General features: G+C 55.5%; 18 protein-coding genes. 8 read left to right on the top strand and 10 right to left on the bottom strand.

The features are described from left to right. Positions 1 to 102: 102 nt before the first annotated feature. The gene (gene der / locus BWI95_RS00280; protein WP_042713912.1) at positions 103 to 1,578 is read left to right on the top strand and encodes a ribosome biogenesis GTPase Der; all 1,476 of its coding nucleotides are present in this window, start codon (positions 103 to 105) and stop codon (positions 1,576 to 1,578) included. Between the two features lie 86 nt (positions 1,579 to 1,664). Further along, complete coding sequence (locus BWI95_RS00275; RefSeq protein ID WP_076768816.1) at positions 1,665 to 1,880, top strand: zinc ribbon domain-containing protein; 216 nt, start codon at positions 1,665 to 1,667, stop codon at positions 1,878 to 1,880. Here the strand turns inward: BWI95_RS00275 and BWI95_RS00270 are convergent. The 3 genes from BWI95_RS00270 to xseA form a co-directional block, all read right to left on the bottom strand. After that, complete coding sequence (locus BWI95_RS00270) at positions 1,877 to 2,218, bottom strand: protealysin inhibitor emfourin (protein ID WP_054803496.1); 342 nt, start codon at positions 2,216 to 2,218, stop codon at positions 1,877 to 1,879. The genes BWI95_RS00275 and BWI95_RS00270 overlap by 4 nt on opposite strands. After that, the gene (locus tag BWI95_RS00265; protein WP_023481193.1) at positions 2,218 to 3,243 is read right to left on the bottom strand and encodes a M4 family metallopeptidase; all 1,026 of its coding nucleotides are present in this window, start codon (positions 3,241 to 3,243) and stop codon (positions 2,218 to 2,220) included. Before BWI95_RS00265 ends, BWI95_RS00270 begins: the two co-directional genes overlap by 1 nt. A 69-nt stretch (positions 3,244 to 3,312) precedes the next feature. Next, the gene (gene xseA, locus BWI95_RS00260) at positions 3,313 to 4,686 is read right to left on the bottom strand and encodes an exodeoxyribonuclease VII large subunit (protein ID WP_054803497.1); all 1,374 of its coding nucleotides are present in this window, start codon (positions 4,684 to 4,686) and stop codon (positions 3,313 to 3,315) included. A gap of 158 nt (positions 4,687 to 4,844) precedes the next feature. Here xseA and guaB point away from each other — a divergent pair, with 158 nt between their 5' ends. Next, positions 4,845 to 6,311 carry an IMP dehydrogenase gene (gene guaB / locus BWI95_RS00255; RefSeq protein WP_023481215.1) on the top strand — a complete coding sequence of 489 codons (1,467 nt, stop codon included), beginning with the start codon at positions 4,845 to 4,847 and terminating at the stop codon, positions 6,309 to 6,311. Between the two features lie 70 nt (positions 6,312 to 6,381). Further along, positions 6,382 to 7,959, top strand: coding sequence for a glutamine-hydrolyzing GMP synthase (guaA, locus tag BWI95_RS00250; RefSeq protein ID WP_076768815.1), 1,578 nt, complete (start codon positions 6,382 to 6,384; stop codon positions 7,957 to 7,959). Positions 7,960 to 8,113: 154 nt separating this feature from the next. On the opposite strand, the gene BWI95_RS00245 is transcribed toward guaA, so the two are convergent. The 4 genes from BWI95_RS00245 to BWI95_RS00230 all read right to left on the bottom strand — a co-directional run bounded on the left by BWI95_RS00245 (position 8,114) and on the right by BWI95_RS00230 (position 9,943). Further along, entirely contained in the window at positions 8,114 to 8,449 is a 336-nt protein-coding gene (locus BWI95_RS00245) for a hypothetical protein (RefSeq protein WP_076768814.1), read from the bottom strand. A 1-nt stretch (position 8,450) separates the two neighbouring features. Then, positions 8,451 to 8,639: a hypothetical protein gene (locus tag BWI95_RS00240; protein WP_023481154.1), complete on the bottom strand. Its 189-nt coding sequence runs from the start codon at positions 8,637 to 8,639 to the stop codon at positions 8,451 to 8,453. A 103-nt stretch (positions 8,640 to 8,742) separates the two neighbouring features. After that, entirely contained in the window at positions 8,743 to 9,357 is a 615-nt protein-coding gene (locus BWI95_RS00235; RefSeq protein ID WP_054803498.1) for an SMI1/KNR4 family protein, read from the bottom strand. A 16-nt stretch (positions 9,358 to 9,373) separates the two neighbouring features. Continuing rightward, positions 9,374 to 9,943, bottom strand: coding sequence for a hypothetical protein (locus BWI95_RS00230; protein WP_076768813.1), 570 nt, complete (start codon positions 9,941 to 9,943; stop codon positions 9,374 to 9,376). 179 nt (positions 9,944 to 10,122) lie between these two features. Between BWI95_RS00230 and BWI95_RS23185 the strand changes: the two genes are divergently transcribed. The 3 genes from BWI95_RS23185 (at position 10,123) to BWI95_RS00215 (ending at position 13,062) form a co-directional block, all read left to right on the top strand. Then, complete coding sequence (locus tag BWI95_RS23185) at positions 10,123 to 11,742, top strand: hypothetical protein (protein ID WP_054803499.1); 1,620 nt, start codon at positions 10,123 to 10,125, stop codon at positions 11,740 to 11,742. Between the two features lie 234 nt (positions 11,743 to 11,976). Further along, positions 11,977 to 12,573: a hypothetical protein gene (locus BWI95_RS00220; RefSeq protein WP_076768812.1), complete on the top strand. Its 597-nt coding sequence runs from the start codon at positions 11,977 to 11,979 to the stop codon at positions 12,571 to 12,573. Positions 12,574 to 12,666: 93 nt separating this feature from the next. Continuing rightward, positions 12,667 to 13,062, top strand: a complete 396-nt coding sequence (locus tag BWI95_RS00215; RefSeq protein ID WP_054803500.1) for a VOC family protein — start codon at positions 12,667 to 12,669, stop codon at positions 13,060 to 13,062. An 11-nt stretch (positions 13,063 to 13,073) separates the two neighbouring features. On the opposite strand, the gene BWI95_RS00210 is transcribed toward BWI95_RS00215, so the two are convergent. Both BWI95_RS00210 and BWI95_RS00205 read right to left on the bottom strand, forming a co-directional pair. Then, complete coding sequence (locus BWI95_RS00210; protein WP_415859151.1) at positions 13,074 to 13,361, bottom strand: sigma-S stabilization anti-adapter protein IraP; 288 nt, start codon at positions 13,359 to 13,361, stop codon at positions 13,074 to 13,076. Between the two features lie 273 nt (positions 13,362 to 13,634). Next, the gene (locus tag BWI95_RS00205; protein ID WP_054803502.1) at positions 13,635 to 15,410 is read right to left on the bottom strand and encodes an EAL domain-containing protein; all 1,776 of its coding nucleotides are present in this window, start codon (positions 15,408 to 15,410) and stop codon (positions 13,635 to 13,637) included. Between the two features lie 161 nt (positions 15,411 to 15,571). Between BWI95_RS00205 and BWI95_RS23180 the strand changes: the two genes are divergently transcribed. Beyond that, positions 15,572 to 15,778, top strand: a complete 207-nt coding sequence (locus BWI95_RS23180; protein WP_156884884.1) for a hypothetical protein — start codon at positions 15,572 to 15,574, stop codon at positions 15,776 to 15,778. A 97-nt stretch (positions 15,779 to 15,875) separates the two neighbouring features. Here the strand turns inward: BWI95_RS23180 and BWI95_RS00200 are convergent, their stop codons facing one another. Continuing rightward, the gene (locus tag BWI95_RS00200; RefSeq protein ID WP_076768811.1) at positions 15,876 to 17,240 is read right to left on the bottom strand and encodes a methyl-accepting chemotaxis protein; all 1,365 of its coding nucleotides are present in this window, start codon (positions 17,238 to 17,240) and stop codon (positions 15,876 to 15,878) included. Positions 17,241 to 17,628 lie beyond the last annotated feature (388 nt).

Genomic DNA, 17,628 nt, shown 5'->3' with positions numbered 1-17,628 from the left:
TCTGAAAGACGGCTCCTGTTGCAGGAGCCGTTTTCCTGTTTTTAAAACGCCGCGTAAATCGTGACGTTTTGCTAATGAATTTTCTGCAATGAGGCTTTAAACATGGTACCTGTGGTCGCGCTTGTCGGGCGCCCTAACGTTGGGAAATCCACGCTATTTAACCGTCTTACTCGCACCCGTGATGCGCTTGTAGCGGATTTTCCGGGTCTGACTCGTGACCGTAAGTACGGTCGTGCTGAAGTAGAAGGCCGCGAATTTATCTGTATTGATACCGGCGGTATCGATGGCACCGAAGATGGCGTTGAAACGCGTATGGCGGAGCAGTCGCTGCTGGCGATTGAAGAAGCTGACGTCGTGCTGTTTATGGTCGATGCTCGCGCCGGGCTGATGCCGGCCGATATCGCTATTGCTAAGCATCTGCGCTCGCGCGAGAAGGCCACCTTCCTCGTCGCCAACAAAACCGATGGCCTCGACCCGGATCAGGCGGTTTCTGACTTCTACTCCCTCGGCCTTGGCGATATTCACGCCATTGCCGCCTCACACGGACGCGGCGTCACCAGCCTGCTTGAGCATGTGCTGATGCCGTGGATGGATGAGCTGAACCCGCCGGAAGAGGTGGATGAAGAGGCGGAGTACTGGGCGAAGTTTGAAGCCGCAGCTAACGGTGAAGCCGAAGAGCCGGAAGACGATTTCAACCCGCAGGATCTGCCGATCAAGCTGGCGATTGTCGGGCGTCCGAACGTGGGTAAGTCAACGCTCACTAACCGCATTCTCGGTGAAGACCGCGTCGTGGTGTATGACATGCCGGGCACCACCCGCGACAGCATCTACATTCCGATGCAGCGCGATGAGCGCGAATATGTCCTGATCGACACCGCGGGCGTGCGTAAGCGCGGCAAAATCACCGACGTGGTCGAGAAGTTCTCGGTTATCAAAACCCTGCAGGCGATTGAAGACGCCAACGTAGTGATGCTGGTGATTGATGCTCGCGAAGGTATCTCCGATCAGGATCTCTCCCTGCTGGGCTTTATCCTGAACAGCGGCCGCTCGCTGGTGATTGTCGTCAACAAGTGGGACGGCCTGAGCCAGGAAGTGAGAGAGCAGGTGAAAGAGACGCTCGATTACCGCCTCGGCTTTATCGACTTTGCGCGCGTGCACTTTATCTCTGCCCTGCACGGCAGCGGCGTCGGTAACTTGTTCGAATCCGTACGCGAAGCCTATGACAGCTCCACCCGCCGCGTCAGCACTGCGCTGCTGACCCGCATCATGAACATGGCGGCAGAAGATCACCAGCCGCCGCTGGTGCGTGGCCGTCGCGTGAAGCTGAAATACGCCCACGCCGGTGGTTACAACCCGCCGATTGTGGTGATCCACGGCAACCAGGTGAAAGACCTGCCGGACTCCTACAAGCGCTACCTGATGAACTACTTCCGCAAATCGCTGGAAGTGATGGGTACCCCGATTCGTATCCAGTTCAAAGAGGGCGAGAACCCGTTTGCCGATAAGCGCAATACCTTGACGCCGAACCAGTTACGTAAGCGTAAGCGCCTGATCAAGCACCTTAAGAAAGGTAAGTAACCGTTCACTTCACCCGCCGCTGGCGGGTGTTTTGTTTCTGAGGGTGTATCATTAGGTCAATCTGCAGCGATTTTGAGGAGTGCGTTATGCAACTGAACTGCCCGACTTGCCACGGTGAGCTGGAACTCGCCGGAACGATGGCGCACTGCGCTACGTGCGATAAAGATATGGAAGTGAACGCCGCCTGCCCGGAGTGTCACCAGCCGCTTGAAGTGTTAAAAGCCTGTGGCGCGGTGGACTACTTCTGCCAGCACGGCCACGGGCTGATTTCCAAAAAACGAGTCGAATTCACCCTGCGCTAAGGCTTGCAGATACAGCCTTCGCCTTCGCGCCACAGTTCAACGAACGACGGCGGCGCTTTGCTCTCCGGGATCAACAGCAGCATATCCGTCTGCCGCGTGGTCCAGGTGATCTGCAGGCGATAAAAGCGCTGGTCGCCGCGCCCCGGTGAGTCAGCCTGACCGGGAGACTGCGCCAGCGGTAATGCCTGGTGCAGGATCTCAATCAGCCGCTGACGCTGCTCGTCGGTCAACTGGGCGATAACAATCCGCCTTCGTCCGGCGAGCATCGGGATATAAGCCACGCCGCCTTCACGGGCCAGCTCGACAACCGCATCGTCGGTCAGTTCGGGTTCGTTCATTATAAGACTCCGACATCTTTCCACGCCTGTTCGATGGCCGCCGCCACCGCTTTACCGGAACGTTTTTCGCCGTGATGAATCGTCAGTTTTGCAAAGGCGGCAAAATCGGCGTTTTGCGCCAGCTGGCGATCGCAGACCGTATCGTACCAGGCGTAGCCCGCTTTTTCCCACGCATAACCACCAATTTCCGTGGCCGCAAGATAAAAGGCGCGGTTCGGAATACCGGAGTTAAGGTGCACGCCGCCGTTATCTTCGCGGGTTTTAATAAAGTCCTTCATGTGCGCGGGCTGCGGATCTTTGCCGAGCAGCGGATCGTTGTAGGCGGTGCCCGGCTCGGACATTGAGCGCAGCCCTTTGCCGTTGATCCCTTCGGCTAACAGCCCTTCGCCGATAATCCAGTCCGCCTGCTCTGCGGTTTGCTTGAGGTGGTACTGCTTAACCAGCGAGCCGAAGACATCCGACAGGGACTCGTTCAGCGCGCCCGATTGTTCAAAGTAGATCAGCGCCGCTTCCGACTCTGTCACACCGTGGCTTAGCTCATGCGCCACCACATCAATGGCGATAGTGAAACGGTTAAATATTTCACCGTCGCCATCGCCAAACACCATCTGCTGACCGTTCCAGAAGGCGTTCTGATACTCCTGGCCGTAATGTACCGTGCCGCTCAGCACCAGGCCCTTATTATCCAGCGAGTTACGTTTCCACTCCTTCCAGAAAAAGTCGTGGGTGACGCCAAGGTAGTCATAGGCTTCATCGACGGCGACATCGCCATTAGAAGGCTGGCCTTCATAACGCACCTGCTTACCCGGCAGGCTCTCTTTGTTATGCGCATCATAGATATCGCGCACCAGTTCGCCCGGCGAGTTCGCCTGCGGAGCGCTCGGTTTACCGTGGCTGTGTGCCATCAGCGTCTGGACATGCATCAGGGTTTGTTTCGCGCAGCGCTTCTGGACTTCAGAGCCCTGGTCAATGATGCGACGGAGAATGTAGGGGGGAATAACGGTGTGCGGGAAGCGAGTGGTCATGTTGATCTCCTTGATAAAATCAAAAGAACAACAAAAGTATAGGTCGCTTCACCGCACTAAGAGTTTTAACTACGGAGTTTTTCGTTTTCTCGGTTGTTTCACCGGTGTGACAATGCGCACCTCGCTCTCGACCCAGCCATCATTCAGGCGGGTGGTGAGCGTATCGCCCGCTTTCACCTGCTTAGTCTGTTTCAGTACTTTCCCGTCGGTGGCGGTAGTGACGCTGTAGCCGCGCGCCAGCGTCGCCAGCGGGCTGACGGCTTCCAGATGGGTGAGGGCGGTGCCGAAGCGCTCGCGCGTGCTGCCGAGACGATCGCGAATCGACTGGCTCAGGCGATACTCAAGTTGCTGCACCCGCGTTTGCGCCCGGTGAATGCGCGGCTGCGGGTTGTGATGATTGAGCCGTTGCACTACGCGCTGCTGACGCGTATTCGCGCGCTTAAGCTGTGAATCCAGCGCGTTGTGCATGCGCTGCTGCAAGCGGTCGAGCACCGTCTGCTGACGCGCGAGGCGCAGCTGCGGGTGCTGCTGTTGCAGGCGGTGATGAAGCTGGGCAAAGCGGCGGTTGCGCCCTGCCAGATAGTAATCCATCCCCATCTCCAGACGCTGCTGCATCGCCTGCACCTGGCGCAGCAGTTCAAGCTGGTTACGGCTGACAATCTCCGCCGCCGCCGAAGGGGTTGGCGCGCGCAGGTCGGCGACGAAATCGGCGATGGTGACATCCGTTTCATGGCCAACGGCACTGACAATCGGAATACGGCTGGCAAAAATGGCGCGCGCGACGCGTTCGTCGTTGAAGCTCCAGAGATCTTCCAGCGAACCACCGCCGCGCCCCACAATCAGCACGTCACACTCGTTACGGCTGTTGGCAAGGGCAATGGCGCGCACGATTTGCGCCGGTGCATCTTCGCCCTGTACGGCGGTCGGGTAGATCACCACGGGGAGAGACGGATCGCGGCGTTTCAGCACATGCAAAATATCGTGCAGCGCGGCGCCGGTTTTTGAGGTGATCACCCCAACGCAGTGCGCCGGTGAGGGCAGGGGATGTTTAAACTGCTGCTCGAACAGCCCTTCCGCTGCCAGTTTCGCTTTCAGCTGCTCATACTTCTGCTGTAACAGCCCTTCACCCGCCGGTTGCATGCTCTCGACGATGATTTGGTATTCACCGCGCGGTTCATACATCGTGATGTTGGCGCGCACCAGCACCTGCTGCCCATGTTGCGGGCGGAAGGTGACGCGGCGGTTGCTGTTGCGGAACATTGCACAGCGCACCTGGGCGGTGTCATCTTTTAAGGTGAAGTACCAGTGACCGGAAGCTGGCTGGGTAAAGTTGGAGATTTCGCCGCTGATCCACACCTGGCCCAGCTCGCGTTCCAGTAGCGATCGCACCGTCTGGTTAAGACGGCTGACAGTATAAATGGAGGGAGTTTGCAATGAGGACATGTGAGCCAGATCAAATTCTAAATCAGCAAGTTATTCGGTCGATAGTAGCCTGATGCCACCCGATTACAAGTATTTTTCCAAAAAAGTGTAGATGCAATCGGTTACGCTCTGTATAATGCCACGGCAATATTTAACCACCCAGGTCAGAGATATTGCCCATGCTACGTATCGCTAAAGAAGCTTTGACGTTTGACGACGTCCTCCTCGTTCCCGCCCACTCCACTGTTCTGCCGAATACCGCCGATTTAAGCACTCAGCTGACGAAGACCATTCGCCTGAACATTCCTATGCTCTCTGCGGCAATGGACACCGTAACGGAAGCGCGTCTGGCGATTGCCCTCGCACAGGAAGGCGGCATTGGCTTTATTCACAAAAACATGTCTATCGAGCGCCAGGCAGATGAAGTACGCCGCGTGAAGAAACATGAGTCTGGCGTGGTAAAAGAGCCGCAGACCGTGCTGCCGACTACTACTCTTCGCGAAGTGAAAGAGCTGACCGAGCGCAACGGCTTCGCTGGCTATCCGGTAGTGAACGAAGAGAACGAACTGGTGGGCATCATCACCGGTCGTGACGTGCGTTTTGTTACCGACCTTAACCAGCCGGTCAGCGTCTATATGACGCCGAAAGAGCGTCTGGTAACGGTTCGTGAAGGTGAAGCACGCGAAGTCGTGTTTGCCAAAATGCATGAAAAGCGCGTTGAAAAAGCGCTGGTGGTGGATGATAGCTTCCACCTGCTCGGCATGATCACTGTAAAAGACTTCCAGAAAGCAGAACGTAAACCGAACGCCTGTAAAGATGAGCAGGGTCGTCTGCGCGTTGGCGCAGCGGTCGGCGCGGGCGCGGGCAACGAAGAGCGTGTTGATGCGCTGGTTGCCGCCGGTGTTGACGTGCTGCTGATTGACTCCTCCCATGGCCACTCTGAAGGCGTGTTGCAGCGTATTCGCGAAACGCGTGCCAAATACCCGGATCTGCAAATCATCGGTGGTAACGTTGCGACCGGCGCAGGCGCTCGCGCGCTGGCTGAAGCTGGCGTCAGCGCGGTGAAAGTGGGTATCGGTCCTGGCTCTATCTGTACTACCCGTATTGTTACCGGTGTGGGTGTTCCGCAGATCACTGCTGTATCCGACGCGGTTGAAGCGCTGGAAGGGATGGACATCCCGGTTATCGCCGATGGCGGCATCCGCTTCTCTGGCGATATCGCTAAAGCGATCGCCGCTGGCGCAAGCGCGGTGATGGTCGGTTCTATGCTGGCAGGTACCGAAGAGTCCCCGGGAGAAATCGAACTTTACCAGGGCCGCTCTTACAAATCCTATCGCGGGATGGGCTCGCTGGGTGCGATGTCCAAAGGCTCCTCCGACCGCTACTTCCAGACCGACAACGCCGCCGACAAACTGGTGCCGGAAGGTATCGAAGGCCGCGTGGCCTACAAAGGCCGTCTGAAAGAGATCATTCACCAGCAGATGGGCGGCCTGCGTTCCTGTATGGGTCTGACCGGCTGTGGTACCATCGACGCCCTGCGCACCAAAGCGGAGTTCGTGCGCATCAGCGGCGCGGGCATCCAGGAGAGCCACGTTCACGACGTGACCATCACCAAGGAATCCCCGAACTACCGCATGGGTTCTTAATGCAATTCGCGCCCGGTTTTTGCCGGGCGTTGACTTTTCTATCTCGCTCTTTGCCTCGGAACTAACGTCAATGACGGACAATATTCATAAACATCGCATTCTTATCCTCGACTTTGGCTCGCAATACACTCAGTTAGTCGCACGCCGCGTGCGTGAACTCGGCGTCTACTGCGAACTGTGGGCGTGGGATGTCACTGAAGCGCAGATCCGCGACTTCAACCCAAGCGGCATCATCCTCTCCGGCGGCCCGGAAAGCACTACCGAAGAGAACAGCCCGCGCGCGCCGCAGTACGTTTTCGACGCCGGTGTGCCGGTGCTCGGCGTCTGCTACGGCATGCAGACCATGGCGATGCAGCTTGGCGGCCACGTTCAAGGCTCTAACGAGCGTGAATTTGGTTATGCGCAGGTTGAAGTGCAGACCGAAAGCGCGCTGATCCGTGGAATTGAAGATGCCCTGACCGCAGACGGCAAAGCGCTGCTGGATGTGTGGATGAGCCACGGCGATAAAGTGACGGCGATCCCGTCCGGCTTTGTCACCGTTGCCAGCACTGAAACCTGCCCGTTCGCCATTATGGCTAACGAAGAGAAGCGTTTCTACGGCGTGCAGTTCCACCCGGAAGTGACGCACACCCGCCAGGGGCTGCGTATGCTGGAGCGCTTTGTGCGCGATATCTGCGAGTGCGAAGCACTGTGGACACCTGCAAAAATCATCGATGACGCCGTTGAGCGCATCCGCCAGCAGGTCGGCAACGATAAAGTGATCCTCGGCCTTTCCGGCGGCGTGGACTCCTCCGTCACCGCCATGCTGCTGCACCGCGCGATTGGCAAAAACCTGACCTGCGTCTTCGTCGACAACGGCCTGCTGCGCCTGAACGAAGCCGAGCAGGTGCTGGATATGTTCGGCGACCACTTTGGTCTGAACATTGTTCACGTTCCGGCAGAAGAGCGCTTCCTCGGCGCGCTGGCGGGCGAGAACGATCCGGAAGCGAAACGTAAAATCATCGGCCGCGTCTTTGTGGAAGTGTTCGATGAAGAAGCGCTGAAGCTGGAAGATGTGAAGTGGCTGGCACAGGGCACCATCTACCCGGACGTGATTGAATCCGCAGCCTCTGCGACCGGTAAAGCGCACGTTATCAAGTCTCACCATAACGTTGGCGGCCTGCCGAAAGAGATGAAGATGGGTCTGGTTGAGCCGCTGAAAGAGCTGTTCAAAGATGAAGTGCGTAAAATCGGCCTCGAACTCGGCCTGCCGTACGACATGCTGTACCGCCATCCGTTCCCGGGGCCGGGCCTCGGCGTTCGCGTACTCGGCGAAGTGAAGAAAGAGTACTGCGACCTGCTGCGCCGCGCGGACCATATCTTTATCGAAGAGCTGCGCAAAGCCGATCTCTATAACAAAGTAAGCCAGGCGTTCACTGTCTTCCTGCCCGTGCGTTCTGTTGGCGTGATGGGCGATGGCCGTAAGTATGACTGGGTTGTCTCCCTGCGCGCGGTCGAAACCATCGACTTTATGACCGCCCACTGGGCGCACCTGCCGTATGACTTCCTGGGCCGCGTCTCTAACCGCATTATCAACGAAGTTAACGGTATTTCCCGTGTCGTATATGACATCAGCGGGAAGCCGCCAGCGACGATTGAGTGGGAATGATCGGATAGCTTTTCCTGAATTTCCCACAGAACTAAATTAAATTTAACCCACTGTTTCTACAGTGGGTTTTTTATATGTGACGCTATAAGATTTAGATTGTTGAAGCACTTCATATTCAAAATTTGCGAATTTAGAGAAACTTGTAATAGCAGGCTTACTCTATTTTTATTTTTTTAGGAGCGATTGCAGATAGCGAAATCATAAACCCTGTTAATGCGGCGATGATTAACGGGAAAATAAAGGCGTCGGATGTTCTGAGCGGGTTTTTAATATCAAACAGGATAACAATAAAAAAAGCGCTGGTTGCAAAGGTCGAGGAGGAGTAGACCTCATTCATTTTGAACTGGAGTTTATCAAGCGAGAAGGGCGGAGTCTCTTTGCATAGGGCATCCCAGATGAGATGCACTGCGAGATAACCTGTACACAGGATGAAATAAAAGCGGGTTAACTCCTGTGTATTCTGCGGTGCAAGCCAGTCAAAAAAGTGCATTTTAGTGAGCAGACTTCCTTGCCGCATAGAGCGCAGGGAGCGCTACCGCACCTGCTAAAGCAAAGCTGTATGCGATACCTGCCGTAACGGTGAAAGCTGGAATCAGAAATGACAGGCCGCCGGGAAGGGCAAATCCTAAACCTGCACCACCGATGATCGCTTTCATCAGCGTAATCACATTGATTTCCATACTTCCTCCCATATCCCAAAGGCTGCATTATCTGTGGGGGAATTTTAAGGAGCTGCCTGTAATCTGTACAGAATTATTTCCAGCTAATACGAGGTCGCTTCCATTAATACATCCACTTCTCCACCACCTCATCCCCGAGCCGTTCGCGCAGCAATTCCTCATTCTCCTCCTCGCCGTGGGCTTCGAGCAGGCATTTGAACATCAGTGCGTCGAGATACTGCCCGGCATCGCGGAATATCTGCGTCAGCATCGGCGAAGTGTCGTGGTCGAAATACCACACTTCGCCGGTTTCGCGGTGAAAGCACCACAAATTACCGTTGCCAAGATAGTCGCCAAAGGCGATCAGGTTGTTAACCAGTTCCCACTGCGGGTCATCCTGCGGCACATCTTCAAGAATGTCGCTAATGCCAGGATAGGCCGCCAGCAGTGGTTCGATAGCGGCGTATTTTGCAGGCGTCACGCTGCACAGTGTTTCGGCGAGGTTCAGTTCACCAATCTGCTGATGATAGGTGCGCAGCACCGGCGGCAGCGGGCAGCCGATGCGCTGCTCAAGGTCAGCAATCTCCGCGTCGCTGGCGGGCGTTGCGAGAGCAGGGTTATCCCACTGGTCGCGCCAGGCGTGCACACAGTCGCGCCACCAGACAAGGCGGGCGTGCTGATCGGTAAACTCCGGCCAAATCAGCGGCGGAAGCGGGCGGATATCGCTCTCATTACTCATTGTTGGGCGCTCTCAATTAATAGCTCTGGCTGTCGACGCTAAAAAGATAGTTGATATCAAGGTCGGCTGCGGGCTTCGCATCGTCGTTTTTCTCCAGCACAAACTCAAATGCTGGCTGATAGTCATCCTCGCGGAACACTTCACCCGCAAGGATCTCCACCGAGTAAGTACCGTTTTCGAGCGCGATATGCGGGCGGTTCGGCGCTTCATAGCGCTGCAATAACGCGCTGATACTTTTATCGGTGAAGTCGTCGAGAATGCGCCAGGTAAAGAGCTGCACCTGACCATGCTCGACGCGCAGCGTGTAACCTGGGCGGCGGTGCTGGAGATTGTTTTCCGCTTTCAGCAGCTCCGGCGTCTCGGGTGGCAGGGTGAAAATAATGGTGTAGGGGTAGTTTTCAACGCCCGTCATCGGGATCAGCACACCTTCGAGCACCGCCTTATCGCCGCTCTCATTACGGGTAAACTCCGTTGCCAGGTCGTCAGCGAGATCGTTGTCATCTTTGAACTTTTTTAGCAGGCGGATATCGGCAAGCAGAAAGTAGTTCACCAGATCGTTCAGCACTTCATTGCATTCATAGCGCACGCGTTACCCCAGGATTTATCTCGTTGTAGAGGGATTGTTACTGCTCCGAAAGGTACGATCACCTACTTGATCAGGGGGGCAACGCTGTGCGGCAGGGGCATAATCAGCTATAAACAGGCATAAGGTCGGCGTTTTGCGCATCCGGCGAACATCAGGAATTCAATACAAGGAATATGAGTATGCAGCGATGGTTAGCAAAACTCCTCGGTAAACAAGAGGCAGCAGAGCAGGGCGCACCTTTCCCGCTTCCCTGGCCGGGCGACAGACAGAGCATCTACCACTTTCTCTCCCCTTATGCAGACGGCAGCGCGCCGTTGCCGGAGCAGGCGCAAACCCTGCCGGATGAAGATACCCTAGAGGGCGAGCTGCGCTGGGTGGCGGGCGGCATGGACGGCGCGTTTGGTCATCACGGCGGCGGCGCAGACGCAGAAGAGGCGGCAGATGAGATTATCAGCGCATTAAGCGCCGTGCTGCGCAAACCCTCCCCGGCTAATATGAACACCTTCTATGCGCTGCTGAAAGCGCGCCCGCCGCTTGATTACATCGATATTCTGACCGACAAACTACCGGAAGCGCCGTCGCTGTCGCCGCAGCAGGTTCACGACCTGATGGTGTGGCTGGCGACCAACAGCCCGGATCGCAACGCTGTCAAATGCGCCATTGCACTGCTGGCCTTTTTCCCCTCCGACGAAAACCGGGCGCTGGTGACCACGCTTGGGCTGCATGAGGAGTTTACGCTTTTTACCGCCGTCGCCCTGCGCAACATGTTGCCGGAAGAGGCATTTGATGCAACGCTGACGGCGCTGGCGAAACGGGTCACCGGCTGGGGGCGTATTCAGCTTATCGAGCGCCTGCCGGATGAGGTCTCGCCCGCCACACGAGAGTGGCTGCTGCGCGAGGGCTACTCCAATTCTGTAATGGATGAGTACACCGCCTGGGACTGCGCCACCAAAGGGCGCTTGCTGGCGGCGCTTTCGGTCGACGCGGTGGATGATGGCGTGCTGACCGGCGCGGGCGATATTCTCGCGGCGCTGATTGCCGGCGGCCCGGCGCGCGATATCCATGACTACCCTGAGGGCGCGCAGGCCTGTCACCGCTATCTCACGCTGCTTCGCCGCAGTCAAAATGACGATCTGCGCAACCTGCTCAACACCAGCGCCATCGGCGCGTTTGCCGGTGATGAAGATAACAACTGGGAGACGCTGCAAGCGGAAGGCTGGAGCGATGAGATCCGCCAGCAGATTGCGGATGATGTCGAGGCGATTGTCGCGCAGGAGAAGTGGCTGACGCGCGTGCAGCAGGATCTCACCGCCTGCGATAACGGCGATTTTTACCTCGCCCTGCGCGCGGCGAAGCTGTTAGGCATCGACACCTGGGAGCAGGTTTTTGCCCGCCAGCAAACGGTGCCCAATGAAGCGAACTGGTACGAACTGATGCAGACCGAAAGCCCGCAGCGCATGGAGCGCATTCTGCAACTCGCTGAGCAGCAGCTTGATCTTGCGGCCATTGCCAGCGGGCCAGATACGCTGATGGGTCTCGGCGCTGAGTATCGCCAGCACGGCGCGCTCGATTTTATCCTCCAGGATCTCAACCGTTTTCCGGGCATGGGCTGGTCGCTTATTAAAACCGGCCTGCGCAGCCCGGTGGTGCGTAACCGTCTGATGGCGCTCAACGCTCTGGAGGGCTGGCCGGAAGAGCAGCTCCCGGCCGAGCTGCACGGCATGCTGGAAACCGCCTTCCACGCGGAGCCGGATGATAACGTGCGGGCGCGGTTAGAGAAGATGCTGGCTGAAGAGTAATCCATACGTGATGCACGAAAAAGCTCGCCGCCCGGCGGGCTTTTTTATGGGTAGCTGCCTGCATTTTTATATTCCGCGTTTGCTGATATTAATTCTTTAATTAGGGTGATTAATAAAACGCTAATAATTAAATTATGATAAATATATCTTATTAGAAACAGGGATATATTTTTTACATTATGCGAACTCTTTGCTTTTATACTAATCAGAAAACCGCATCTCATGGGAGTAAATATGGAAGTATCATCGATCGCCGGTGCCGTTAAGTTATTAGTGCCTGTATTACCATTTCTGAAAAAAGTACTTATCTTTGAAACGTTCTTTTCCCTTTCCAGTGCGAAGAAAGCGGAGGCGGTAGCCTATTTAAAAACGTGTGCTACAGAGAACGATGCGTTAGACGCTTATCAGCAGGAATTGAAGCTATCAGAGTATAAAATGACGCAGGACTATGCATTAAGTGACTATGCTATAAGGTTTTATCTACTCGACCGTAAAAAACATAGTAGCTTTTGTAAATCCGTATTCAATGGCAAAAGCTTATACAATTACGCCAACTCGGAATTGGTTATTAAAAAGAATGTTTTTTGGTTTCCTTTTTTCATGCTGCTCATTGGAATAATGGCAGCCGTAGGGGGGTGGTTTACATGGAGTAATGAAACGCTGGGTGCATGGAAATGGTTTTATGCCGGCGGCTGCGCAATAGTTGCTGTTCAATACATTATTTACTCTTGCTGGCGGTTGTTAAGCTACTGGCATCTCATGCGCTATGCAAAGAAATTTTATTTTTTTATCTTACTTACTCGTATAAGAAGAGAGCTCGCAAGAATATAATCTCTATGCGAAAGTACTTAGGCTCTTACCGACAAATCGACCCGCGAATTCTGTGTAGGCTAAAGGCAATTAACCCAATGACAGGAGCGCGGAATGTTTACTCATATGAGAATTGCCAGGCCGGTGACCAACCTTGAGCAGGCTTATCAGCAGTACAGCAAAGGATTAGGGCTGAAGCGTATTGCGGACTTCAGCGATCATGAAGGTTTCAGCGGCGTGATGTTAGGCCGGGAAGGATTGGGCTGGCATATGGAATTAACCCTCTGCCACCATCATCCGGTGCAGCCTTCGCAGACGGACGAAGATTTGCTGGTGCTCTACTACCCCGAGAAAGCGGAGTGGGAGGCGGCCTGCGCAACGATGCTGGATGCCGGTTTTATTCCGGTGGCGTCGTTTAACCCCTACTGGGATCGTCACGGGCGCACCTTTGCCGATGCCGACGGCTACCGGGTGGTGATACAGAACCAGGCGTGGGTAAACGCCGGGTAAAAAGCGGCAGGTTAGCTCTGCCCGGGTTGATCGGTTGTCAGGTCACCACCTGTAACGACGGTGGGGATCTCATCCGACTCTTTGCTGACGGCGCGCGTTAATTCCACCTGCTCATGAAATTTCACCAGCAGCAGCTCGGCGTCGGATTGCAGCGCGGCGTCGGGCGTCTCCAGCACGGAGTTAATCGACTTATTAATGCTTGCCACCATTTCATCCAGCCCGCCGCCTTTGCCGACGGTCAGCGTCAGGGCGGCAACGACCAGCGACTGCGCCTCGATTTGGGCGGTCAGCTCTTTCATTTGCGCGTCCATCCTGGACATTTTTATTAGCATACTCAGTATGACGTTTTTCATGGACTACCCATTTGAAGACATTATTTCAGACGAATATTACTCCGGGATGCAATGAATTCAATCACACTATTTGTGAATACGCGATCTTGTATACATTAAATGTATATATGTATTACGAAGCGGCGGCGACATAATCCTAACTAATTGATAATTATATTTTATTTGGCGTTCCGCCGCCTGGCGAAGATCTGTGTGAGCAAACGGCAAATTGTTGCTATATCAGGTACGGATCTTCCACTCCAGCCAGCTGCTCATCTCCTGGGCCGGAAGCGGGCGGGCATAGAGATAACCCTGCGCCTGGTCGCAGCCATACTTTTGCAGGGTTGCACCGGTCTGCGCATTCTCCACCCCTTCCGCCAGCACGACATAATCCAGCTCTTTCAGCATGCCGATAATACTGCGGGCGATAATGCGCGAGGCGGTATCTTCTGACAGTTTAGAGATCAGGCTCTGATCCAGTTTGATGATGTCGATCGGCATACGTCGCAGGTAGCTGATGTTGCTGTAGCCGGTGCCGAAATCATCGAGCGAAATAGGGAAGCCGCGCAGTTTCAGCATCTCCAGGCCTTTCAACGCTGCCGCACTCTCAATGATGCGTTCAGTTTCCAGACACTCAATGCCGAGCAGGCTGGTGGGGAGGCGGGCGCGGATCATGCGCGCTTCGAGGCTGTCGGCAAAGCCGGGCGCGGAGATATCCTGAATGCTGACGTTGACGGAGACCGGCAGTGCAAGCCCGAGCGCATGCCAGCTTGCCAGTTGGGTAATCACATTGGCGATAACCCAGCCTGTCAGATCCTGTAGCAGACCGGCCTGCTCAGCAAAGGGAATAAACATCCCTGGCGAGAGTTCGCCTTTTTGCGGATGCCGCCAGCGGATCAGCGCTTCAATGCCAACCGGCGCGTCGGTTTGCAGACACATTTTCGGTTGGTAGACGAGATAAAGCCCTGACAGTTTGCCATCGATGGCCTGCGCCAGCTCCTCCATCAGCACCGGCATCGCCGCGGCATCCTCATCAATGATGGTTTCCGGCAGCTGGAAGGTGTTCTGGCGGATGCGCTCATGCAGGGCATGCACTGCTTTATTGAGTACCTCTCTGGCGGAGAGATCGCCGGGGATAAAGGTTTTGCCCGCGGTATGCACGCGGAACTCGACGGTGATGCCCGGTTCCAGCTCGGCGCTGACGCCCTGCAAGCGATTGGCGATGGCGCAGGCCGAAATATTGTCCGACGCACGCGTCAGCAGGGCAAAGCGGCCCGTCGCTACCATATAGAGTTTGCCGCACTTCAGCGGGCGCAGGCGCAGAGGCAGCATAATTGCCATATCGCGCAGCAGGTTTTCAACCGGGGCCATGCCGCGGGTGCGCGCCAGTTCGAAAGCGCGGGGCATGTCGATACAGTCAATCAGAATCAGGTTGCGCTCGGCGGTATCGTTCGCCGCGTTCAGCAACTGGATATCGCGCAGCAGGTGCAGCTTGTTCGGCAGCCCGGTAATGGCATCCGTCAGGCCGGCGTAGTGCCAGGCTTCCAGAAACGACATTGCCAGTTCACCCAGCAGCCGCAGCGTATCAATCTGCTCTTTGGTTACGGTATGAGGATTGGTATCCACCACACAGAGCGTGCCGAGTGTAATGCCATCGCGGGTGGTCAGCGGCACGCCCGCATAGAAGCGAATAAAAGGGCTGGCAACGGTCAGCGGATGCGTGACAAAGCGGGCGTCCTGCAAAGTGTCCGGCACGATAAATGGATTACCGCTGTCGACGGCATAGCGGCAAAAGGAGTTAACCCGCGACGAGGTCTCCAGCTGGAAGTTGATCGCGGCCCGCACATACTGATTCTCATCATCAAGCACGGAAATAAAGCTGCCGGGTATTTTTAACATTCTGGCGGCGAGCTGGGTAATTTTACGCAGCACATCATCGCGGCTGTCATCCGGGTTCAGCAGGGCCTGTAACGCCAGAAAATGGCGCTCTTTGTCGCCGCCGATATTAAGTAACATTGTTGCCTCCCAACCGGCTGTGGACGGTGGGTAAAAAAAGAGATAAAGGGTGCTGAACACGCTTTTTAGTTGTTACAGCGGAATGGAAGCATACCGGCAGGCAACGTCAGCCCAATGCAAATATGATTTGTATTGATATTAGCAGTAACGGAGCGCAACTGATGCCTGTAAAAGGTGCGGTCTCACATTTATTTCACAATTTAATTTACACCATTAGCGCCCGCCAGCCGGGGAAAAGAGCATCAGGTGCAAGGGAATGGAAAGATCTCATAACAACACCATTAATAAATAAGAAGAATATTTCAGTTGCCCAAAAAGAGAGAAAAAAAACGGGCAGCCGCGACATCGGCACTGCCCGTTATAAATAAGACGAAGAGGATAAAAGACGTCTGCTTTTTTATTACTACGTCCGGTGACTTTTCCGGTGCGTAGCCTCGTCCCGTGTAACACGTTGCTTCAGGAAACTCAGCTCACCGTGAGCGGCAGCGTAAAGTGCTGCACCACGCCGCGCAGGGTTTCCGTTCTGCCATTAAGGTTGCTGGCTGACGCCGTAATCTGATGTACCAGCGCCGCGTTCTGCTGAGTTACGCGATCCAGCTCAGCAACCGCGTGAGTCACCAGCGAGATGCCTTTACTCTGCTCATCGGAGGCGAGGGCGATTTCGCCAATCAGCGCATTGACGCTGGCGACATTACCTTTTACTTCGCTCATCGCCTCACCGGCATCTTCCGCCACATCTTTGCCCTCATGAACCGAGGTAATCGCGGATTTGATCAGCGACTCAATTTCACGCGCCGCCGCCGCACTGCGCTGGGCGAGGGAGCGTACTTCTGTTGCCACCACGGCGAAACCGCGGCCCTGCTCGCCGGCACGCGCCGCTTCAACAGCGGCATTCAATGCAAGGATATTGGTCTGGAAAGCAATGCTGTTGATGGTGGAGGTGAACTGGCGGATCTGCTCGGAGCCATCGGCAATGCGGTTCATGGTGCTGGCCAGTGTCTCCACCAGGTTGCTGGCTTTCTCGGTGGTGTGTGCGGTCATCACCGACAGATCGCGAACCTGACGCGCATTATCAGCGTTGTGGCTGACCGTTGAGGTCAACTCCTCCATGCTGGATGCCGCCTGTTCAAGGGCTGCCGCCTGCTGGGTTGTACGGTTTGCCAGATCGCTGTTACCGGCGGCAATCTCGCGTGCTTCACGGTGCAGCGCATCGCTGTTCTCGCTGATCGCGCTCACGGTCGTCAGCAGGCTGTTCTGCATCTCACGCACCAGCGGGATCATCTGACCGACGCAGTTACGGCCAATATCCTGTGGCTGGTAAGTTAAATCACCCTGCGCAATCAGGCGGAAATGGGCGCGGATATCACCAACCGGCTTCACCAGATGGATAACCAGGTAGCAGTCACAAAACAACACCAGCCCGGCCGCCGCCAACAGAGCAATAATCAGAACGATATCGAGTTGAGTGCGATCGGCGGCAATCTGCGCGCTATTGTCATGAGACTTACGGGTTAACGCCGCCAGATGCTCGCTGGCCAGCATTTTCCAGGCGCTGGCGGAGCCGGATAACGCCTCTGTGGCCCACTCCGTGCCCGGCGGGATTTCATTTATCAAGGCCGCTTTTTCGGCTGCGCTTCCCTGTTGCAACACCTGCGTGGCGTGGGAGAGGAAGATCGCCTGCTGGGTCAGCGCTGTGCTCTCGTCAGCCTGTCTGTTCATATCGCGCACGGCAAAGGCCGCATAGCCGCCGGTGGCGGTAATCAGTGCCAGCGCTGTCAGGAGGATCCATAACACGACGCGGCGGATAGTGTAGTTTTTCAATGTGTTCATAGTCGCGCCCTGTTTGATAGCGGTGGCCAAAAGTGTTGTTGTTACGTTATATAAATAGCGCGTTAACTAATTACGCGCGATTTTATTGAGTGAATTGTGGCAGGATTTTTACGGAAAGATAGTGGGAGAGATGTAAATAATTTCGCGACGAAACAGTCGGCGTGAGGCGGGGCGGCTAAGTTCAGGCGTAACGGCTTGTTTAATCGAGGAAATCGCTATTCACCGCAGGCTTTAATTGATTGTTCCTTGCGTATCAATAGGTGTGCACAGGGGTTAAAAAGGGGGCAAAGAGGCAGTAAAGAGCGGAGAGGGGGCTTACGGCAGCAAGCTGCGTGCTCGACCCTCTCCTGATCTGGACGGGAAATTTAGGTTATGGCGTGGCGTATTT

This window comes from Kosakonia cowanii JCM 10956 = DSM 18146 (assembly GCF_001975225.1).
GTDB lineage: Bacteria > Pseudomonadota > Gammaproteobacteria > Enterobacterales > Enterobacteriaceae > Kosakonia > Kosakonia cowanii.
The sequence above is the reverse complement of the archived record's forward strand: the minus strand, read 5'-3'. Positions and strand labels throughout refer to the sequence as shown.